Source organism: Cupriavidus sp. 05L411 (genome assembly GCF_056398045.1).
Map to the genome: position 1 here is coordinate 71,844 of NZ_JBFTOQ010000019.1, position 20,994 is coordinate 92,837.

The 20,994-nt window shown below is 65.8% G+C and carries 21 protein-coding genes; 4 read left to right on the forward strand and 17 right to left on the reverse strand.

Going from position 1 to position 20,994, the window contains the following annotated elements:
• Positions 1-41: 41 nt before the first annotated feature.
• Positions 42-1,697 (reverse strand): hypothetical protein, encoded by a 1,656-nt coding sequence (locus AC1DQR_RS22340; protein ID WP_477133810.1) that lies wholly within the window; start codon positions 1,695-1,697, stop codon positions 42-44.
• A 218-nt stretch (positions 1,698-1,915) separates the two neighbouring features.
• Here AC1DQR_RS22340 and AC1DQR_RS22345 point away from each other — a divergent pair, with 218 nt between their 5' ends.
• Positions 1,916-3,037: a helix-turn-helix transcriptional regulator gene (locus AC1DQR_RS22345; RefSeq protein WP_416053227.1), complete on the forward strand. Its 1,122-nt coding sequence runs from the start codon at positions 1,916-1,918 to the stop codon at positions 3,035-3,037.
• A gap of 44 nt (positions 3,038-3,081) precedes the next feature.
• On the opposite strand, the gene AC1DQR_RS22350 is transcribed toward AC1DQR_RS22345, so the two are convergent.
• Positions 3,082-4,071 (reverse strand): GlxA family transcriptional regulator, encoded by a 990-nt coding sequence (locus tag AC1DQR_RS22350; RefSeq protein ID WP_477133811.1) that lies wholly within the window; start codon positions 4,069-4,071, stop codon positions 3,082-3,084.
• Between the two features lie 94 nt (positions 4,072-4,165).
• Here AC1DQR_RS22350 and AC1DQR_RS22355 point away from each other — a divergent pair, with 94 nt between their 5' ends.
• Positions 4,166-4,624, forward strand: coding sequence for a tautomerase (locus AC1DQR_RS22355; protein WP_416052033.1), 459 nt, complete (start codon positions 4,166-4,168; stop codon positions 4,622-4,624).
• A 26-nt stretch (positions 4,625-4,650) separates the two neighbouring features.
• Positions 4,651-5,505, forward strand: a complete 855-nt coding sequence (locus AC1DQR_RS22360) for a dienelactone hydrolase family protein (protein WP_416052032.1) — start codon at positions 4,651-4,653, stop codon at positions 5,503-5,505.
• Here AC1DQR_RS22360 and hypB read toward each other — a convergent pair.
• The 15 genes from hypB to AC1DQR_RS22435 are packed head-to-tail and all read right to left on the reverse strand — an operon-like array spanning position 5,486 to position 19,342.
• Positions 5,486-6,430 (reverse strand): hydrogenase nickel incorporation protein HypB, encoded by a 945-nt coding sequence (gene hypB / locus AC1DQR_RS22365; protein WP_477133812.1) that lies wholly within the window; start codon positions 6,428-6,430, stop codon positions 5,486-5,488. The genes AC1DQR_RS22360 and hypB overlap by 20 nt on opposite strands.
• Complete coding sequence (hypA, locus tag AC1DQR_RS22370; RefSeq protein WP_416052030.1) at positions 6,430-6,759, reverse strand: hydrogenase maturation nickel metallochaperone HypA; 330 nt, start codon at positions 6,757-6,759, stop codon at positions 6,430-6,432. The genes hypB and hypA overlap by 1 nt, the downstream gene beginning before the upstream one ends.
• 10 nt (positions 6,760-6,769) lie before the next feature.
• Positions 6,770-7,843, reverse strand: coding sequence for a hydrogenase expression/formation protein HypE (hypE, locus tag AC1DQR_RS22375; RefSeq protein WP_477133813.1), 1,074 nt, complete (start codon positions 7,841-7,843; stop codon positions 6,770-6,772).
• Complete coding sequence (hypD, locus tag AC1DQR_RS22380; RefSeq protein WP_477133814.1) at positions 7,840-9,027, reverse strand: hydrogenase formation protein HypD; 1,188 nt, start codon at positions 9,025-9,027, stop codon at positions 7,840-7,842. Before hypD ends, hypE begins: the two co-directional genes overlap by 4 nt.
• On the reverse strand, positions 9,024-9,713 hold the full coding sequence (locus tag AC1DQR_RS22385; protein WP_477133815.1) for a D-sedoheptulose-7-phosphate isomerase: 690 nt from the start codon (positions 9,711-9,713) through the stop codon (positions 9,024-9,026). The genes hypD and AC1DQR_RS22385 overlap by 4 nt, the downstream gene beginning before the upstream one ends.
• A 35-nt stretch (positions 9,714-9,748) precedes the next feature.
• Entirely contained in the window at positions 9,749-10,042 is a 294-nt protein-coding gene (locus tag AC1DQR_RS22390; RefSeq protein ID WP_416052026.1) for a HypC/HybG/HupF family hydrogenase formation chaperone, read from the reverse strand.
• Positions 10,033-12,477, reverse strand: a complete 2,445-nt coding sequence (gene hypF, locus AC1DQR_RS22395; protein ID WP_477133816.1) for a carbamoyltransferase HypF — start codon at positions 12,475-12,477, stop codon at positions 10,033-10,035. The genes AC1DQR_RS22390 and hypF overlap by 10 nt, the downstream gene beginning before the upstream one ends.
• Positions 12,478-12,521: 44 nt before the next feature.
• On the reverse strand, positions 12,522-12,623 hold the full coding sequence (locus AC1DQR_RS22400) for a DUF6893 family small protein (protein ID WP_416052024.1): 102 nt from the start codon (positions 12,621-12,623) through the stop codon (positions 12,522-12,524).
• Positions 12,624-12,654: 31 nt separating this feature from the next.
• Complete coding sequence (locus AC1DQR_RS22405; protein ID WP_477133817.1) at positions 12,655-13,206, reverse strand: hydrogenase maturation protease; 552 nt, start codon at positions 13,204-13,206, stop codon at positions 12,655-12,657.
• Positions 13,203-14,585, reverse strand: a complete 1,383-nt coding sequence (locus AC1DQR_RS22410) for a hypothetical protein (protein WP_477133818.1) — start codon at positions 14,583-14,585, stop codon at positions 13,203-13,205. Before AC1DQR_RS22410 ends, AC1DQR_RS22405 begins: the two co-directional genes overlap by 4 nt.
• Positions 14,582-15,229: a DUF6084 family protein gene (locus tag AC1DQR_RS22415; protein WP_477133819.1), complete on the reverse strand. Its 648-nt coding sequence runs from the start codon at positions 15,227-15,229 to the stop codon at positions 14,582-14,584. Before AC1DQR_RS22415 ends, AC1DQR_RS22410 begins: the two co-directional genes overlap by 4 nt.
• Positions 15,222-15,860 (reverse strand): DUF5947 family protein, encoded by a 639-nt coding sequence (locus AC1DQR_RS22420; RefSeq protein ID WP_416052020.1) that lies wholly within the window; start codon positions 15,858-15,860, stop codon positions 15,222-15,224. The genes AC1DQR_RS22415 and AC1DQR_RS22420 overlap by 8 nt, the downstream gene beginning before the upstream one ends.
• Entirely contained in the window at positions 15,857-16,423 is a 567-nt protein-coding gene (locus tag AC1DQR_RS22425; RefSeq protein ID WP_477133820.1) for a NifU family protein, read from the reverse strand. The genes AC1DQR_RS22420 and AC1DQR_RS22425 overlap by 4 nt, the downstream gene beginning before the upstream one ends.
• Positions 16,420-18,234 carry a nickel-dependent hydrogenase large subunit gene (locus tag AC1DQR_RS22430; protein WP_477133821.1) on the reverse strand — a complete coding sequence of 605 codons (1,815 nt, stop codon included), beginning with the start codon at positions 18,232-18,234 and terminating at the stop codon, positions 16,420-16,422. The genes AC1DQR_RS22425 and AC1DQR_RS22430 overlap by 4 nt, the downstream gene beginning before the upstream one ends.
• Before the next feature lie 49 nt (positions 18,235-18,283).
• Positions 18,284-19,342, reverse strand: coding sequence for an NADH-quinone oxidoreductase subunit B family protein (locus AC1DQR_RS22435; protein WP_416052017.1), 1,059 nt, complete (start codon positions 19,340-19,342; stop codon positions 18,284-18,286).
• A 353-nt stretch (positions 19,343-19,695) separates the two neighbouring features.
• Between AC1DQR_RS22435 and AC1DQR_RS22440 the strand changes: the two genes are divergently transcribed.
• On the forward strand, positions 19,696-20,748 hold the full coding sequence (locus AC1DQR_RS22440; protein WP_416052016.1) for a HoxN/HupN/NixA family nickel/cobalt transporter: 1,053 nt from the start codon (positions 19,696-19,698) through the stop codon (positions 20,746-20,748).
• Positions 20,749-20,994: the final 246 nt, after the last annotated feature.

Sequence of the window (20,994 nt, forward strand, 5' to 3'; positions counted from 1 at the left end):
CAAGCCGGTGCCAAGCGCCCCGGACATCGGGCGCAGGGTGCTTACAAGCTGCCGGGCTTGGTCACCGAAATCGAAACACGATAGTTCGATCCGGACCCCGACCACGCCAACGTCATGCCGCCCAATGGTAGTTGCAGCGTCGAGCTACAGTTCTGTGCGGCACCCGTTGAGGTTGTGCAGGCATTCGCGGCACGGTGGCGCATCCCGTTGAACGGATCGTTGAAACTCAGCACGTCCGAATGGCTATCCGAAGCAAAGGTACGCGTGACGGTTGTCCCATTCTGCGCAGTAATGGTGTGATTATCTTCAGTGACCGCGCTCAGGCCTGTGGTGTTGTCAACAATGCGTTGCCAAAAGGCGCTTGTGGTACCAACCGCCGGCAGAGGCAGTGTCGTTTGCGGGACAAAGACACCTACGCCTCCTCCTTGGCCCAACACTGTGGCAATCCAGAGGATGTTCCCTTGCGCGTTTCTGAATCCAACCGCGTGGAACTGTGCGGTGCCCGCCTGGCTGCCATCGTCAATCCAATCCGCGCCGCCGTCTGGCGTGGCAACCAAATGGCCATATGGCGTGACGGTATCGACTGCGCAGCTGCCGTAGCCACTCAAGCAGTTTGTGGCCGATGTGGTTACGCCTTTTGTATAGCCGTGGGTACCAAACTGGTTTTGGGGAGCGCCACTGATAAGCGCATAGTTGTATGCCCCATTGATAACGCTTGGGTCCATGGTCTGCGCCGGCATCGACAGCGCGATCGTTCCAGTCGCACCACTTCCGCTTGTCCAAACCGCAAGCCCGGATTTAGCGACAAGCACACGGGTCGAGTTGGGATCGTTCAAAGAGAAATCGCAGCTCGTCGCGCCTTTGGTGAGCTGATAGGTCGTGCCGCTGATGGCGACGGTCAATTTCGTCGCATCCACCGTCGCAAGCTTTGCAGATCCATCGGATAGCTTGATCAGGCGGTGATCGCCGCTCTTCAGCGAGGTGCAATCGGCGTTCGCAGGCGCCAGAATGGTACCGAGAGTCGAGGCAGCGGCGGTGGTGCTGCCAGTGCTGTTGGCAATCGCAGCGCTCAATTCGCTCAGGCTGGTGTTTGCGCTCGCAATCGTTGATTGCAGGGTATCCAGAATCGCGTCATAGCCCTGATGGCTGCCCGCAGCGATCGCGCCTGCGATAAAGTCGCCGATGCTGGAAGGATCAAACCCGGCGTTCTTGAGCACTGAAACCAAGGCCGATTGAGCGCTGCTGACTGCAGCGGCGCTCACCGCCGTCGTCGGGCCAAACGCTGACACAAACTGAGCCGGGTCCTGCCCGCCCAACTGGGCCACCAGCAGTTCGGTGAGCGGCGTGATATGCGCGGTTGCGTTACTGCTGCTCGCGCCAGTGCCGGGAACCACGGAATGCAGGATGACCTTGCTGTCGCTGCTGGTAGCGGTCAGCACGCAGGGCAGGACTGCGCCCTTGACTGCGACCGAATAGCTGCCGTCCGCGGCCGTCGTTGTAGCTCCGGAGCCTGCCGCGCAGGTCATGTTGACCGCGGCACCAGACAACGGCAAACCAGTGGCGACCACACCGCTGACGGTCTGCGCCGCCGGCGTTTGCGTAGCCGTTCCGCCCGATGTGGACGTGGAATCCCCGCCGCCGCCGCAGGCGGCTAACGAAAGCGCCACAAGGCTGATCGCAATAGGCTTGAGCTTCATTTTTTTCCTCCCTGACCCGTTCTAGTTAGTGGCTCGGATTTTCCGTAAGCCCATCTCGCCGGTCATCATTCAGATGGATGAAATTCTGGGATTTTCGCGGTGCCCCCCGCAGAAAAGCTGTGATAAATTGGCAAAAAGAAATGGTTCTGGCATGGCCCGTGAAGTTTTGGGCCGAATACACCACAATTAAATTGCACTGCTTTTTGGGGAGAAAGCAATTGCCAAGAGACCAGCTTATCGGGGACCTCTATGAGGCCGCGCTGCACCACGACAGCTTTCTTGAGGTGTTCCACCAGGTCACCGAGACTCTGGGTGCCAATTTTTTCCACATGTTCAGTTGGGATGCGGCAAGCAACGCCCCCCGTTTTTCGGTGTACTCCCCTCGAGGGCAGTTGGATGACGTCATTGCCCGCTACGACCAATACTATGGCGCGCTCGATCCTCGCCGCGGCTTTGTCGAGAAGGCGGCGACCGGCGAATTCGTCTGTTGCCACGATCATCTAACGGATCGGGATATCGCACGCAGCGAGTTCTTTCAGGACTACCAGATTCCAGCTGGCTTTCGGTATTTGATGGGCGTTCGCTTCGCGCGCCCGGGCAGCGACGACATCCTGCTCGGCCTGCTGCGAGCGTATGGCAGAACGCCGTATTCGCAGAAGGAACGCGCCGCCGCAGTGGGCATGACTGGACATCTGCGGCGCTCCATCAATCTCTGGCAGGATGCAAGAATCCTGCACCGCGATGCCGCGCTCGGCGCCGAACTGATGGAGGAACTGGGGCTTGCCGTATTGGCTCTGGACAGAAGCTCGCGTGTCGTCTTTGTCAACCAGGCCGCCGAATCCATGTTGCGTGCGACCGCTTGTCTAAGGCTGGCGCATGGTCGCCTGACAGCGGTGGTCGCGGCTGAGAATGATTACCTTCAGGCGGCCATTGCGCGCGTAGCGAAGACAAGAAAAGGCGAAAGTTTAGCCTTGCAAGGCGCATTGGACACTTCGCACGAGGTTTTTCTCAGCATCACCTCCCTTCCCGCGCAAACGCTGCGTGCCGCGTTTGGCGATGCAACCATGATGATTACCGCCAGACGGCGGCGGAGCGCAGCCGCGCTGGTTGTCGCGCAACAGTTGCGGCAGGCTTTTGGCTTGTCAAAGGCAGAAGCCGCAGTGGCAGAGGCACTCATCAGGGGCGAGACGCCCGACGAATGCGCGGCCAGTATCGGCGTTTCACTTGCCACGATCCGCACGCAACTCAGAGCAATCTACGAGAAGACCCACACCCGAACCCAGGCTGAGGCAGTCAGTGCAATGCTATGGGTACTTCCTCGACGCGCCCCCTCTGACTAACGGCTGCAGTTCAGTGGCCTTTGAACATTCCCCCGAATCCCGCGTCAAGGCCCTTCGCCCGCCGATCGATATTGGCTGGGGGTGACGCCCGCCCTCTTGCGCATCAGGCGCCTGAGCGCTGTGGCATCCTCATAGCCCACCTGCTCGGCAACCTGCTCGACGGACATCCGGCTCGATTCGATCAGCATGCGGGCGCGATTGAGCCGCACGCTCTGCACCAGCGCCAAGGTACTCTTGCCCGTGGCCTCGCGCACACGCCGCGACAGCGTTCTCTGGGACATGGCGAACTCGTCCGCCAGCACCTGGATGCTGGGTGGCTGCGGCAACGCGGATTCGATCCGTGCCACCAGACGGCCGACCAGCGCGTTGCCGTTGGACAACATGGCCGGCACCACGAAGCGCGCTTGTGCTTGCCGCCCGTCGATCAGCAGGACCCGGCTCACCGCGTCGGCAAGCGCAACGCCAAACCGGCTGCGCAACAGGTGAAGCATCAAGTCGGTCTGTGCAAATGCCGCGCCGGCGGTGCTCACGGACTCATCCGCGCAGACCATGCGGTCGGCATCGACGATGCAACGCGGCTCCAGGCGCTGCAACTCGGCCGCCAGCCACCAGGATGTCGTGACCCGGCGCTGCGCCAGCAGGCCCGCGGCCTGTAGCAGGAACACCGCGGAGCAAGATGCCGCGACATGGCCGCCAGCGGCGGCATGCGTGGCAACTGCCCGGGCCGCAAGCCGCGCATCGTCTTGCGCCAGCCGGCTGGCGATGGCGTTGGCATCGTCGATGCCCAGCCCCGGCACGATCCAGGTCGTCGCTTGCCTGGCCTGCGCACGCTGCCGCGCCGGCAAGGCCGCGGCTTCGATATGCATGCCGCCGCTCAGCGGCACCGAACGCCCGGACGTCGATACAACGCGCCAGGTCGGCCGGGGCAGATGCATGCGCGGCGCGAGCAACGAAGCCGCGCGCAGGATATCGATCGTCGCAGCCACGCTGGTTGAGTAGGCGCCGGACAGCGCCAGAACGGTGAAATCCTTCATTGGCCGGAAACGCCCTAAAGATGTCTAAATTGACACTCAAAGTCTACCTGCCCGAAGCGTCTAATGCACCTACCCCAACGACAACCACGCTTCGATGCCCAATATCCTCGTCAACATTCCCAAAGGGGCGTTTGCCGGCCCTGCCCGCGCGGATCTCGCCCGCCGCATCAGCGACGCCGCCGCCATCGCGGAGCGCATGCCCGATGACCCGCACAAGCGCTTCGCGATCTGGGTCGTGATCGAAGAAGCGGAAACCGGCTTGTGGACGTGCGGCGGCGTCGACATGTCATCGCAGGTGCTGCCCTGCCTCGCGACGGTCTATGTGCCCGCTGGCGTGCTGGACGCGCCGGCCAGGGCCTTGTATGTACGGTTGATGCACGACGCCTTCCAGCAGGCACAGCCAGCCGGCGACCGGCGGCGGCTGGCCACCTCGGTGAGGCTCCACGATGTGGCCGACGGCACCTGGGGGGTCAATGGCGATGTCTGGCAGTTGCCTCGCTTCGCGAAGGTGGCCGGCTACGGGCACCTGCAGCATCTGGCCGATGCGGCCTGACTATCCAACGCACGGGAGACGACGCCATGGTCAAACGCAGCATGAAGGAAGAAGACCGCCTTGACGATTTCACGCACCGCACGATCACGCTCGATGGCGTGGCCAAGGTGGTCCACGTGGCAGGCTCGGGGCCGGCCGTGATCGTCATGACGGAGATGCCGGGCATCAGCCCGCACGTCGCACGCTTTGCCCGGTGGGTACGCGATGCGGGCTTGACGGTCTACATGCCGTCGCTCTTCGGCCGCGACGGAGCCGTGCCGGATGCCGAGGCAGGTGCAGCGGTCTTTCGGCGCGCCTGCGTTAGCGCGGAGTTTCGCGCATTCGCTGCCAATCAGTCGAGCCCGGCGACACAGTGGCTGCGGGCGCTGGCGAGGCTGGCGCACCAGGAGTGCGGCGGCCCCGGCGTCGGCGCCATCGGCATGTGTTTCACCGGCAACTTCGCACTGTCGATGATGCTGGAGCCGGCGATGCTGGCGCCGGTGATCTGCCAGCCCTCGCTGCCGTTGGACGATCCGGGTGGCATCGAAATGGCTCCCGGGGAACTCGCCGTGGTGCGTGAGCGGCTCGAGCGGGAAGATCTCACGGTGCTGGCGTATCGATTTGAAGGCGATCGGTTTTGCAGGGCGGAACGCTTCGCTGCCTATGCCGAGGCCCTTGGCGACCGTTTCGTGGGACGCGCGCTGCCGGACAGCGCCGCCAACCCCGATGTCCCTGCCTTCTTTGCCCAGCACGTGCCTTGCCCGCACAGCGTCGTCACCGCACACCTGATTGACGAAGCTGGCGAGCCGACAGTGGCCGCGCGCGACGAAATCCTGTCCTTCTTTGTGCGGCGCCTTGGCGAGGCGCGCCGAAGCCCCAACCTCAGTCCCGTAACCCCCTAGTCCGCGGCACGGCATCGAAACGCGCCTGGCAACTTGCGTGCAACCACGCGTACCACGCCTGCATACCCTCGCCAGTCTGCGCCGAGACATGCAGTATCTCGATGCCGGGATTGACCTGGCGCGCGTACCGTACGCAGCGCTCGACGTCGAAACGCAGATGCGGCAGCAGGTCCGTCTTGGTCAGAAGCATCAGGCTGCTGGCGCGGAACATGTGGGGATACTTGACCGGCTTGTCCTCGCCCTCCGTCACCGACAGGATCACCACCTTGGCCTGTTCGCCAAGATCGAACAGCGCCGGGCAAATCAGGTTGCCCACGTTCTCGATCATCAGCAGCGAATGCGGCGGCGGGTCAAGCGCGTCCAGCCCGCGGGAAATCATCTGCGCGTCCAGGTGGCAGCCCGTGCCGGTGTTTACCTGGATCGCCCGGCCACCCGCTGCGCGAATGCGCTCCGCATCGTTCAACGTAGCCTGGTCGCCCTCGATGATGCTCAATGGCAGCGCGCCGTCCAGATCACGGATGGTGCGCTCCAGCAATGTGGTCTTGCCCGCGCCCGGCGAGCTGACCAGATTCAGTGCCACGATCGCGCGCCCCGCCAGCCACCCGCGATTGCGCTCGGCGATCAGCTGGTTCTTGGCCAGGATGTCCCGCTCGATGGCAACGGGTGTGCCGTGAACGAGGGCGTGCTCATGCGCTGGCTCGTGGGCGTGCTCGTGTGGATGCTCGTGCGTGTGGTCATGGTCATGGTCATGGTCATGGAGAGTATGCGGATGCGGATGCGCGTGGGAATGCATATGGCCCCCCGGTCCCGCGCCCGCGTGAGCACGAAACACCATCCCGCCCGGCGCCGCGGCGACGGCGGCCTCCGCTTGCGGATCCGCCACCACCGCGCCTTCCGTATCCGAGCAACCACAAGTCGTGCACATCACGCTACCTCCATCCGCCGGATCTTCAACTGCTGCCCCGAGATCAACGCCAGGTTCTCGCTGCCGCAAGCGCATTGCCCGAACGGCACGGCAATGTCGAGTTCCGCACCGCAAGCCGTGCAACGTGCCCGCCCGGGTATTTCGATAATCTCGAGCACCGCGCCCTCCACCGCCGTATCCTTCGCACAGACATCGAAGCAAAAACGGATTGCATCAGGCATGACGGCCGAGAGCTGGCCGATTTCCAGCATCACCCGCAGCACCCGCGCCCCGTTAGCCTGCTCGGCGCAGATCTCGACCACGCTGTTCGCAATGCTCATCTCATGCATGACGCCCCCTTCAGCAGATCCGTGGCAACTGCTCACCGACCAGTGTGTCGACGATCCGCTGGCCGCCAAAACCGGTGTGTAGCACCACCAGGCCCGCCGGCCCGGCCTCCACCACGCCAATCGCCGCCGCCTGCCGGCCGTCGGGATGCGTGTGCATCGCCGCCAGCACGCGTCCGGCGTGCGCGGGTGGCACTACGGCAACCAGCTTGCCCTCGTTGGCCAGGTAGAGCGGATCCAGCCCGAGGATCTCGCACGCGCCCTTGACCGCCTCGCGCAACGGGATGTCCGCCTCGCGGATGCGGATGGCCACGCCGGAGCCATGCGCGAACTCGTTAAGCACCGTGGCAACGCCGCCGCGCGTGGCGTCTCGCAGGCAATGGATGTCCGGGCAGGCGTCGAGCATCCGCGCGATCAGGCCATTGAGCGGGCGGCAATCGCTCTCGATATCGGCTTCCAGCGCAAGCTGCTGGCGGGCGACCAGGATGGCCGCGCCATGGTCGCCGAGGTAGCCGTTGACGATCACCACATCGCCTGCGCGCGCATGGCTGGCGGAGATGGCCACGCCCGTGCGCACCACGCCGATGCCGGCGGTGTTGATAAAGAGCTTGTCCGCGCAACCGCGCTCAACCACCTTGGTGTCGCCCGTGACGATGGCGACGCCCGCCTCCTGCGCCACCCGCTGCATGCTGGCCACGACCCGGCGCAGGGCGTCGATCGGAAAGCCCTCTTCCAGCACCATGCCGCACGACAGGAACAGCGGCGTCGCCCCCGAGACCGCCAGGTCGTTCACCGTGCCGGCGACCGCCAGCGTGCCGATGTCGCCGCCCGGGAAGAACAGCGGATCGACCACGTAGCTGTYGGTGGTAAAGGCCAGCCGGTCTCCGTGCGCGGCGAAGACGGCCAGCGGAAACACCGCCTGGTCCTCCAGCGCAGCGAGCGCCGGGTGATCGAATGCCGTCACGAACACGTCTTCGATCAGCTCGCGCATGGCCCGCCCGCCACTGCCGTGGGCGAGGTTGATCACGGCGTCGCGCACATGCGCAACGTGCTTTGGCGCCAAGGCAGCGGTAGCCCGGTCATTCATGCCGTGCTCCCCGCGCAGATGGCATCGCCGGTCGGGGCCTGCGCCTTGGCGCCGTGCCGCTCGATCCGCGAAGCATCGATCCGCCCGTAGTGGTAATACGCGGCGCACGCGCCCTCGCTCGACACCATCAGCGAGCCCAGCGGCGCCTCGGGCGTGCAGGCCGTGCCAAACACCTTGCACTGGTGCGGCTTGATCACGCCCTTGAGCACCTCCCCGCACTGGCAGGCCTTGGGGTCGGCGATCTTGACATCCGGCACCGTGAACTTGCGCTCTGCATCGAATCCGGCAAACGCCTCGCGTATCCGCACGCCGGAGAAGTCGATGGATCCCAGCCCGCGCCACTCGAAGAACTCGCGCAGCTCAAAGACCTGCTGGATCGCCGCCAGGGCCTGCGGGTTGCCCGCTTCCGGCACGATGCGCCCATACTGGTTCTCCACCTCGCAACGCCCTTGCGCGATCTGCCGCAGCACCATCCACATCGACTGCAGCACGTCCAGCGGCTCGAAGCCAGCCACGGTGATCGGCTTGCGGTAATGCCGGGCGATGAAATCATAGGGCCGCGCGCCAATCACCATGCTGACATGGCCCGGGCCGAGGAAGCCGTCGATCTGCAGGTCCGGCGAATCCAGGATCGCCTTGATGGTGGGGATGATCGTGATGTGGTTGCAGAACAGCGAGAAATTGCGGATCCCCATGGCATGGGCCTGCAACACCGTCATGGCGGTGCTGGGCATGGTGGTCTCGAAGCCAAGGCCGAAAAAGATCACCTCGCGCTCCGGATGCGCCTGCGCGATCTTCAACGCATCGAGCGGCGAGTAGACCATCCGCACATCGGCGCCGTCCGCCTTGGCCTTGAGCAGGCTCTTCTTCGAGCCCGGTACCCGCATGGCGTCGCCGAAGGTGGTGAAAATCACCTCCGGGCGCTCGGCCAGCGCCACGCAATCATCCACCCGCCCCATCGGCAGCACGCACACGGGACAGCCCGGGCCATGCACAAACTCAACCTCGTCGGGCAGCAACTGCTGGATGCCATAGCGGAAGATCGTATGCGTATGCCCGCCGCACACCTCCATGATCTGCAAAGGACGTTGCTTCGCCCGCGCGATGCCCGCTACCAGCTCGCGGATTTCCCTGGCCAGCGCCTGCGCCTTGGCGGGATCGCGGAACTCGTCGACGTATTTCATCGCGCGCCTCCTTGGGCCAGCCCGCCCCGGTCATCGGCGAGCAAGGTGTGCACCAGGTCCCACAGGATGTGATAGATCGCCACGTGGGTCTCCTGCACCCGGTGAATGCTGTCGCTCGGCACCACCAGGCAATGGTCCAGATCCGTGCTGGTGGCCATGCGCCCGCCGTCGTGGCCGGACAGGCCGATGGTCACCATGCCCATCTCCTTGCCCTTGGCGAAGGCGGCCAGCAGGTTCTCCGAGTTGCCGCTGGTCGACACGCCGATCAGCGCGTCGCCGCGCCGTGCCTGTGCCACCAGCTGGCGCACGAAGATATGCGCGAAGCCGATATCGTTGCCCACGGCGGTCATCATGGCGGTGTCCGCAACCAGGTTGACGGCGCTCAGCGCCGGGCGGCCGGCGGTGACGGGATGCAGGAACTCCACCGCGATATGCGCCGCGTCGCAGCTCGATCCGCCGTTGCCCATGGCAAAGAGGCGGCCATCGCGGCGGTACGTGGCGGCAATGACATGGGCCACCGCCACCACCGCCGGCCCGTTCTGCGCGAAGAACCTGCGCTTGGCGTCAAGGCTGTCGTCCGCCTTGCGCCGCACGGATTCCAGCAAGGCCGCGTCGAGCTTGTCCCGGTCCTGCCGTTCTCCGTGCAGGAAGGGATACAAGCTCTCTAGTGGCGATTGGTCGGGCATGCCGCGTCTCCGTGCTGACTGCGAACTGCTAACTGCTACACCTGTGGCGAAGCCCGCACTTCGCCACGCATCTCGTCGAACTCCGCCTGCGCGACGCCTAGCTCATGCAGCAACGCCAGTGTGCGTGCGGCCTCCGCCTCGTCGAGCCGGCTCATCGCAAAACCCACGTGCACCAGCACCCACTCGCCAACGCACTGAGCGGCCGGGTGCCCGTCATCGACGATGAATGCGATATTGATCACGCGCCGCACGCCGCCGACATCGACAACCGCCAGCGCGTTGGCCGCGTCCCGCACTTCCATGATCTGTCCGGGGATGCCTAGGCACATGTCTCGCTCCGTTGGTCCTCACTCGCACCAGCATTGGCCTGCAGCGCCTGCGCGGCGGCAATCACCGCCTGCCCGAGCGAGAGCCCGCCGTCGTTGGCCGGCACCTGCCGGTGCCACAGCACACGGAACCCGCTAGCGCCGAGCCGCGCGGCAACCTGCTCCAGCAGGATGCGGTTCTGGAACACGCCGCCGGACAGCGCTACGGCTGCGCCGCTGCCGATCCCGTCACCGACATCCGCCAGATGGCTCACCATGTCGACAACAGCGATCGCCAGGCCTTTGTGGAAGCGCGCGGCAATCACCGCCGGGGGCGTGCCTTGCATCAGGTCATCGAGCAATGCCTGCCACATGGGGCGCGGCTCAAGGCAGGCCAGCTCGCCTGGCACCAGCGCGAACGGGTAAGCACGCGCGTCGCCCTCCTCGTCCATGACGCGTTGGTCGACCCGCGCCTCAAGCTCGATAGCGGCCTGCCCTTCATACGCCGAGCGCTCCGGGCAGATGCCGAGCGCCGCCGCCACCGCGTCGAACAGCCGCCCCGCTGAACTCGCCAGCGGGCTGTTGACGCCCCGGCGCATCATGGTGTCGAGCACTGCGCGGGGGCGTGCCGCCAGGCAGCGCACCATCGCCAGCGCGCCATACTGCACCGCGAGCCGATCCCAGCCGAACGCAGACACCAGATGTGCGTACGTGTTGCGCCACGGCTCGTGGACCGCGCTGGCACCGCCGGGCATGGCGACCGGCCTGAGCCTGCCGAGGCGGGTAAAGCCGCGATAGTCCGCCAGCAGGAACTCACCGCCCCACAGGCTGCCGTCCGCCCCGAAGCCAAGCCCGTCCAGCGCCACGCCCAGCACGGGCCGGGCGTCCAGCGGCACGCCATTCTCCGCCATGCAAGCCGCGATATGCGCGTGATGGTGCTGGATCTCCACGAGCGGCAATGCCCGCCCCAAGGCCAGTTCACGGCCGATCTTGCCTGACTGGTACTCGGGATGCAGGTCGACCGCGACGCGTTGCGGCGCGTGCTCGAACAAGGCCATGTATTGCAACAGCGCGCGCCGGTAGTCCGCGTGTGTCAGCGCATCTTCCAGATCGCCGATATGGTGCGAGATGATGGCCTCGCCGCGGCGCATCAGGCAGAACGTATTCTTGAGCTCGCCCCCCATCGCCAGGATCGGAGGCGCATCGGCGAATCCAGGCGGCAGCAGGATAGGCGCGGGTGCATAGCCGCGCGCGCGGCGCATCACGATCGGCGCATCCAGCACGACCCGGGCCACGGCGTCGTCCACGCGCCGCGCTATGTCGCGGTCATGCATCAGGAACGCCTCGGCGATGGCGTCAAGGCGCATGCGCGCGTCGGCGTTCTCGATGCACTGCGGCTCGTCGCTGGCATTGCCGCTGGTCAGCACGATGGGGCGGTCGGTGCCAGCCATCAACAGCCAGTGCAGCGGCGTGCCGGGCAACATGAAGCCAAGCGAGCGCACGCCCGGCGCCACGTCCGGCGCCAGCTCGGCGCCGGGCTCCCGCCGCCCGCCGGCGGCCAGGATCACGATCGGCCCGGCCGGGCTTTGCAACAGGCGGCACTCGCGCCGCGTGGGCATGCAGTACCGCCGGATGACCGTGAGATCGCGCGCCATCAGCGCGAACGGCTTCTTTTCGCGCCGCTTGCGCTGGCGCAGGCGTGCCACCGCCGCCGGGTTGCAGGCGTCGCAAGCCAGCTGGAATCCGCCAAGCCCCTTGATGGCGACGATGCGGCCCGCGCGCAGCAGCGCGCTTGCCGCCTGTATGGCATCGGCGGGACCTGCCGCCAGTGCGCCGTCGGCGCCCTCCAGCCAGACATGCGGCCCGCACGCGGGGCAAGCCAGCGGCTGCGCGTGAAACCGCCGGTCAGCCGGGTTCTCGTATTCGTCACGGCAAGCCTGGCACATCGGGAACGCGGCCATGGTGGTATTGGCGCGATCGTAGGGAATCGCCCGGATAATCGACAGGCGCGGGCCGCAATGCGTGCAGTTGGTAAAAGGATAGCCAAAGCGCCGGTTATCCGGGTCGCGGATGTCGGCGAGACAGTCAGCGCAAAGCATGGCGTCGGGCACCACGCCGGTATGCACATGCCCGCCCGCGCTTGGCACGATGCAAAAGCCCTCCACGCCGGCGTCCGGCGCCAGCGCGCGGCGCTCGATCCGGTCGATGCGCGCCAGCGGCGGGCATTCGTCGCGCAGGCGCGCGACAAAGCGGTCCAGCAGCGCGGCATTGCCCCAGGCGCGGATCAGCACGCCGTCGCTGTCGTTGCGCACCTGCCCGATGAGCCCGATGTCATGCGCCAGGCGCCACACCGTCGGACGAAACCCCACGCCTTGCACCATGCCGCGCACACGAATCTCCTCGCCGGCCGGCCGTGCCGGGGCTGGCCGCTCCTTGGCGGGTTGTGCGCAAGCTTGCATGACGCCTCCGTTCGACCAACTGCTGTTCGACCAACCGCTACACGCTACATATTGCGTATCCGGATGTAGCGCCTGAGATCCTTCATGTTCGCCATCAGCGCGACGACGATCGCCGGCAAGACCAGGTACTTGAGAAATTTCATCATGCCTCCTGCACCAAAACGCCGCGGCGGCGGGTTACGCCGCCGGGCCATACAATCGTTCGACCTTGCGCCCGACCATCGATTCCACCAACGCCACGGCACGATCGACCGCCGCCGCCACCGGCTCGCTCAAGCCCATGCGCCCTTGCCCGCCATCTTCCATGCCGAAGTCGGCGGGCTCGCACCCGATCACCACGATGTCCGCGCAAGCGCCACCCATCATGCGTACCGCCTGCAGCACCCGCGCCGGATCCATGTCGTGCGGTGACATCAGCACCGGGCAGGCGTAGGGATCGGCCGCTGCGGCCGGGGCGCTCTCCTGCGCGGATGGCTCGATCACGTAGAGGCTGCCGGGCGCGCCGCCCCGCTGCGTGGCATCGATCAGGATCGCAGCGTCCACCCCGTCGAGCAGCGCGTAGCACAGGTCGATGCCGCGAATGCCAAAATCCGCCAGCACCACGCTGGGCGGGAAGGCCGGCAGCGCACTGGCCGCCTGGCGCGCGCTCAGGCGCTGCACCACCTCCACGCCAAAGCCATCGTCGCCGAGGAATACGTTGCCGATGCCGGCCACCAGGATGCCGCTCATGGCTGCGCCTCCTGGCCGCCCAGCGGCTCGATCTCGTCGGGGCCAAAGAAGAAGCGATGGCCCGGCATGCGCGCGAGGCCAAAGTCCTTGCCGGGATCGCAGTCGACCGTCACCGCCACATGCACGCGGTCCTCGAAATCGCGCTCGATGGATTCGATGGTCGCTACCTGCCCGCTCAGGGCGATATCGAAAATGTCCGCGCGCGAGCGCGGGTGCAGCCTGACATGGTCGCCCACCCGGATCTCGCGCCCGTCCACCCGCAGGCAGGCCAGGCGGGGCCCGGCGTCCAGCCCGGCCCATGGCGATGGCGTGTCCGGGGCACGGATGGCCTCTTCGCCCTGTCCGCCACGGATATGGCGCATCGCGCCATGGAGCTTCTGCATCTGCTGGGCGCCGAGCGCTTCGGTGCGCGCCAGCAGCGCACGGGTGCGCTCGTCCGTGGCGGCCATCTCCCGTTTCTCGTCATCGGTCATGGCCAGGATGCGCAGCGTGAGGATCTCGTCGATCTCGGTGGCGTCGAACAAATCGCCGGCGCTCTCCAGCGCGATCTGCGGATAATCGTAAAGAATGATGGGCGACGCCAGCATGGTGTGCTGCTGCCCCTCGTCGCCCACCAGCACGGGCCAGGCGCCGGCATTGCGGCAGGCGGCTATCTCGGCGGCCAGTTCCGGGGGCGGATCCATCGAGGATATCCACGCGCCGCCGCTAACGTGCAAGACGCTGTGGCAGGACACCAGCGCGTGCAGCGACGCCGCATCCCGCGTCAGGCTCGCGGCGTTGGCCAGCGGAGTCAGGTTGGCGATGCGCACGGTCAGCCGGTACACGCCGTCGGCGACCTGCGCGGCGCAAGCCTCGACGCTGCCCTGCAAGTCCGCACGGGTACGGCGCAGCGCGCCACGGAGATGGCCATCGCGGTCCGTCAGGCCCTCCAGCTCGCTGCCGCCATCGAACGCGAACGGGCTTGCGCGCGGCTCGCCGAGCAACTCGGCGAGCCGCGCGGGCGGGATGGCCGGCTGGCGCTCGACCGCCTCCTGCCAGGGATGAAAGCGGCGCTCGTCCACGTCGAGCATCGGCACCGCCTGCCAGGCCGGCTCGCCCATGAGCGGGACCTGCGTGCCGGCGGCCGGCAAGGCCAGCACCACCCTGTCCACCACCTGCAGGAAACCCGGCTGCACACTGACGCAGGTCTGCGGGCCGCCACGCACCAGGCATTCGACCTGCATGGTCCACGGATCGCTTCCCCGCGCCTCGGCATAGGCGCGCGGAAATACGCCGCCAAAGGTCCAGCGCTGCCGGTTCTTCACCGACGAGGGGCGGTAGGGATACAGCATGTAGCCCTCGTACAGCACCGCCTGGATCACGCTCTGGACCGCGCTCACGGCTGCTTCTCCTCGACGCCGTCCAGCAAGCCTTCGATGGCCCGCTCCCAGCTGGCAAGGCCGCGCGCGGTCTTGTAGCGCGCAAGCCGGTCAAAGACATCCTGCTGCAGGCAGAGCCACGCGCCATTGGGGTAGTACCGCGTCATCATCTCGCGCCACAAGGACACCGGCAGCGGGTACGCCACCTCCTTGTGCCACGGGATCGGCGCGGCCTGCAGCGCCTGCCCCGGGCCGCGATAGAACACGGTGCCGCTGAACTGCAGCATCAGCGGGATCTCGCCGGCCTCCAGCGCATGGAAGTACTTGGTGGCCGCGACATTGAAGTCGAAGCTGCATGGCACGGGAAGATCGATCACGCAGTGCGCCGAGAACGGCGGCACGATCACCGTCGCATGCGTCCACAGCAGCGTGCGCACGGTCTCGCCCCAGCGCTGCGGCGTGCCGAACAGGTCTTGCATCCCGGCCTGCTCGGCCGGTGCGTAGCGGCGCTTGGTGGCTTCGATCTGGATCTGGCATTGCAGCGTCACGCTGGAGATCCGCTCATTCGCGGGCGCGCTCGCTATCTGCAGCTTGAACAGCAGCAGCGGCGCCGCGGCAAAGGGCGCCACTTCGGCCGACTGGACGGTGAAGGCAAGGTCAGGCATGAAGCAGGCCCTCCGGCACCCTGCCGGTGTCCTTCAGCGCGGCGATGAAGCCACGAATGGCCTCCCACGCCTGCGCGCCGCCGGACAGGCCGCGCCAGCGCGCGCGGATCAACCCGGTCAGCGCATAGCACTGGTCGATGGGCGCCTGGAAGTAGTCCCTGGCGCCCTGCGCGCGATAGACCAGCAGCGCTTCCACATCGGGCTGCAATCGGGTCAGCACCGGATTGTCGGCAAGGAGGTCGTCCCAGGCAGCGAGGTCGAGCAGCGATTGMGTGGCACCAGCTGCGCCCGGATAGAGCGCGACCACGTGCCCGGCCTGCGAATCCATGTAGAAGAAGGCCACGTCGATGGGGACCGCCAGGGCGTCCCACTGCGCGTCGGTCATGCGAAAGCCGTCGAGGTAGCGGCCGGCGCGCGGCACGCAGCGATAATGCGTACCCTGCTGGCTGCCGAACAACAGGGTGCACGCCCGGCAGCAGCAAAACAGGCGGCGCTTGCCGACATCGAACAGATGGGCGTGATCAGAGGCAATGGTGGCAGCGCACAGTTCGCACTGGGCATAGTCGGACTTGCGCGCGAACTGGCGCAAGCGTGCCGCCCATCCGCCACTGGACGCAGGCGCGGCGATCATGGCGGGCCGGCCTCCGCCTGGTCGCGCACGGCGGCCTGGCGCGGCATGAAGCGCAGTTCGTGCACGTTGACGTCTGGCAAGCCTTCGACCTCGACCCGCATGACTTCCGGGGCCTGCTCGAAGATCGCCAGCTCGATCTCGTGCCGCAACCCTTCCGGGGTGGCATGGTCGCCTTGCAGCCGGCCGCGCACGCGCACGCGCACGGCCTCATCGGCGGCATCGAGCAACTGGACCTGGATACCCTGCGCGCCCAGCATGGGCCGCATCTTGTCCACGGCCCGCGCGACCCGGGTCGGGATGTCGTACGGGTGCAATCCATGCAGGTTGAGCAGCGCGCAGACGCTCGGATCCACCACCATGGCTTCGATCACCGGATCGCCCGCGGCCCCGGCCGCCGACACGATCTCCATCATCCTTGCCAGCCCGCCGGCATGCAGGTCCAGCACGACCTGCAGCAGCGCCTTTGCCGCCGCGCTGGCCTTGGTGTCGTCAAGCGTCTCCAGCGCCGTGATCAGCGCCTCGACGCGTTGCTGCTGCGCTTCAAGCGTGTGGACATCGCTCATGTGTGCGCCCCCAACATCACGCCGAATGTCGGGGAGTGCGACTGGTCGATGGTCTTCCCGTTACCCACGTACATATGCACGCCGCACGGCAGGCAGGGATCGAAGCTGCGCACCGCGCGCATGATGTCGATGCCCTTGAACTTGTCCGGGCCGTTTTCCTCGAAGATCGGCGTGTTCTGCACCGCGTCTTCATAGGGCCCGGGCGTGCCATAGATGTCGCGGGGGTTCGCGTTCCATGGGGTCGGCGGATACGGATGATAGTTGGCGATCTTGCCGTCGCGGATCACCAGGTGATGCGAGAGCACCCCGCGCACCGCTTCATGGAAGCCGCAGCCAATGGCTTCGTCGGGCACCTTGAAATCGGTAAACGTGCGAGTGCGCCCGGCATGCAGCTCGGCCATGGCCTTCTCGGCGAAGTGCAGCGCGGCGGCAGCCGCGTAGGCCTGGAAATAGGTGCGCGCGCGATCGCGCTCGATGGCATTGCTCCACTTGGGGATTTTCCACTCGAACTCGACCTCCGGCTTGAGCGCGGTCTTGGGCAGGTAGATCTTGACGCTATGGCCGGTGGACTTGACGTAGCCGATATCGACCAGCCCCGCCAGCGCTGTGGCCCAGAGCCGGGCAATGGGCCCGCCGCCGGTATCCAGCGCGAGATGGTCTCCGGTGCGCTTGTCCAGCCAGCGCGGCGACATCACCCAGGTGTAGTTGCCGCCAAAATTGCGCTTTTGCGGCCGCGGCAGCGTGGTCTGGTTCCACGGATGCTTGCGGTCCACGGGGTTGCCCAGCGGATCGTTCCTGACGAAGGTCTCCTCGCCCTCCCAGTCCTGGTAGAACGAGCTGCCCAGCAGGATGCGGATATTGAGGTTGATGTCGACCAGGTCCGTCGTCACCAGCTGGCCATCCACCACCACGCCCGGTGTCACGAACATCCCGCGGCCCCATTGGGTCATGGTCTTGTAGCTGTAGTCGCACAGGGCCGGATCCTGGAACGAGCCCCAGCAACCCAGCAGGATGCGCCGCCTCCCCACCTCCTCGTAGCCGGGCAGCGCTTCATAGAAGAAATCGAACAGGTCGTCGTGCAGCGGCACCACCTTCTTCATGAACTCCACGTACCGCATCAGGCGCGTGAGGTAGTCGGTAAAGAGCTGGATGGTGGGCACCGTGCCCACGCCACCGGGATAAAGCGTGGAAGGATGCACGTGGCGTCCCTCCATCAGGCAGAACATCTCGCGCGTGTACCGGCTGACCATCAGGGTCTCGCGATAGAACTCCCCGGTAAAGGGGTTAAGCGCCGTCATGATGTCCGCGATGGTGCGATAGCCATGCTCCGCCGCGTGCGGCGCCTCCCGCGTCTTGGCCTTCTCCCATACGCCGGGATTGGTCTCGCGCACCATCTGCTCGCAGAAGTCCACGCCGACCAGGTTGTCCTGGAAGATGTTGTGGTCGAACATGTACTCGGCCGCTTCACCCAGGTTGACGATCCACTCGGCGATGGCAGGCGGCCTGACGCCATACGCCATGTTCTGCGCGTACACCGAGCAGGTGGCGTGGTTGTCACCGCAGATGCCGCAGATGCGGCTGGTAATGAAGTGGGCGTCGCGCGGATCCTTGCCCTTCATGAAGATGCTGTAGCCGCGAAAGATGGACGACGTGCTGTAGCACTCCGCCACGCGGCGATTCTCGAAATCGATCTTGGTATAGATGCCAAGGCTGCCCACGATCCGCGTGATCGGGTCCCAGTTCATCTCGATGAGCTTGCCCGGCGCCGCCTGGGCGCGCGGCGTAGCTTCAGGTGCAACGGTGGCTGCCATAACCTTCTCCATGCGGGAAAATCGCGCTCGGCATCTTGCTTTGCAGCATTTACCGACGGTAGCCCGTGGTGAGCTCCGCCCGGTTATGCCGCCACTTGGGTTCGTCGTTGAGCGTGTTGTTGGTCAGCTTGCGCAGGCTGCGGATGAGCGGGCCGTAGCTCTTGATCAGGTTCGACGACAACACGGCGCCCGGGGGCTCATCCATGAAGGGCATGAACTTGTCCGGAAACCCCGGCATGGTGCAGCCGATGCAGATGCCGCCGACATTGGGGCACCCGCCGATGCCCGCCATCCAGCCGCGCTTTGGTACATTGCACTGCACGACCGGCCCCCAGCAGCCGAGCTTGACGATGCAGTTAGGGCTGCCGTACTCGGTCGCGAAAATGGCCTGCTCATAGGAGCCGGCGCGATCGCAGCCGTCGTGCACCGTACGCGTGAACAGCCATTTTGGCCGCAGCGCATCGTCCAGCGGGATCATCGGCGCAAGGCCGGCGAGCTGGTACAGCAGGTAGAGCAGCGTCTCCATGAAGTTGTCCGGCTGCACGGGGCAGCCCGGCACGTTCACGATCGGCAGGCCCGCCTTGGATTTCCAGTCCCAGCCAAGGTAGTCGGCCAGGCCCATGCAGCCGGTGGGATTGCCCTGCATGGCGTGGATACCGCCGTAGGTGGCGCAGGTGCCGGCACCCACCACGGCCAGCGCCTTGGGCGCCAGGCGGTCCAGCCACTGCGGGATCGTGATGGGCTGGTGCGTTTGCGGGTCCGTGCCCATCGCGGCCCAGTAACCCTCGCGATTGATACGCTCGTTTGGAATCGAGCCTTCCATCACCAGCACGAAATTCTCGAGCTCGCCGCGCGCGGCCTGGTGAAACGGCGCCAGGAACGCATCGCCGTTTTCGTAAGCCAGCACCGGGTTATGCAGATGCACCTTGGGCAAGCCGGGAATCGCGCCGAGGATCACGTCCTCGATGCTCGGCTGCGTGGCTGCGGTGATGGAGACGGAGTCGCCATCGCAGCCCAGGCCGGCGGTGATCCAGAGGATGTGGACTTCTTCCAGGGCGGGCGCGTGCTGCGTCTTGCGCCCGTAGGGAACGGCTGAAGCTTCTGCCATGATCTACCTCGCACTGCTGACCGCGTTTTCTTGGTCTTGTCGTCAAAGACACGTGGGATCAGCACACGGCATCCACGGGTCCAGCAAGCGAGCGGAGCGGCGCCCGGGGAGGGCGCGGTAGGACAGGTTTGCTGCGTGTAATAGGAATGGCGCCCACCGTGATGGGCCGCAAACACCTCATGAGTATAGGTCACGGAATTCGAATAGACCATGATCCCGCCAAGCTGCGAATAGGCACCTTGCGGACCGCCAGTCCGGTGGCTGCTGCACCGCCGCAGCCTCGCGCAATCCCGTGGCCGCCAGCACGGAAAGCGCCTAATGTAAGGGGTACGACACGGTGAAGGGCTCGCGCCATGAGACCCATGCTGTCCGGCCTGCTGGACGATTCCCACGATCGCCCGCGGGCCAGGATCCTCGAAATGTACGCGGTGCTGCTGGTCCTGAACCTCGGCGCATGGTGCTGGGCCTTGATCGCCTTTCACCGCTACCCGGTCCTGCTGGGCACGGCGCTGCTGGCCTATAGCCTCGGGCTGCGGCATGCGGTGGACGCCGATCATCTCGCCGCCATCGACAACGTGACGCGCAAGCTCATGCAGGAAGGCAAGACGCCCGTGGCGGTGGGCTTCATGTTTTCGCTGGGCCATTCCACCGTGGTGATACTGGGATCGATCGCGATTGTCCTGGCAGCGTCCGCGGTGCACACGCGCATCGGTGCCGTGCGAGAGATCGGCGGGCTCGTTGGCACCGGGATCTCGGCCTGTTTCCTGTTTGCGATTGCGCTTGCGAACGTGATGGTGCTGCGTTCGGTCTATCGGGCGCTTCTGCGCAGCCGGGCCGGCGACGCCAGCTCCGTCGATGACGCCCATGACGCCGACTTGCTGCCAGGCAATCGCGGACTGCTTGCCCGTCTCTATCGACCCATGTTCCGGCTGGTCACGCGGAGCTGGCATATGTATCCGCTTGGCCTCCTGTTCGGGCTTGGCTTCGATACGGCGACGGAAATCGGCGTGCTCGGGATATCGGCGGTGGAGGCATCGAAGGGGCTGCCGCTGTCATCGATCATGGTGTTTCCTCTGCTGTTTACAGCCGGCATGGCGCTGGTGGATACCTCGGACGGAATCCTGATGCTGGGCGCCTATGGATGGGCGTATGACCAGCCGCTTCGCAAGCTCTACTACAACCTCACGGTGACCTTGCTGTCCGTGGTGATTGCCGTGGTGATCGGTGGTATCGAGGTGCTTGGCATGATGGCGCACCTCGAATCGGGCGGCCAGTTCTGGCGGGTGATCGGCAGCTTGAACGATCGCTTCGGTCTGGCCGGGTATTTCATCATCGGGCTCTTCCTGCTGTGCTGGGCACTCTCCATCGCGATTCAAAGGTTCAGGCGGGTCGGCGAATTGCCGTAGGTGGCGGTCCGCGAAAAGACTAAGCCACAACGCCCCCCCCGGAGCCCTCCCCCGCAAGCATCGCGCTTCTCCGAGCGCACTCCCCCAAAGCCATACCGCCGCGCCAGCGGCTACCTGCACTCGCCAGCTCGAACGGGCTCGATCGGGCTCGAACGGCCTGGATACAACCCCCTCCTTGACAACCAGACTCCATGCATTACCATACGCACATCCATTTTATGGATCTTGGTTCCATAAAATGGAACT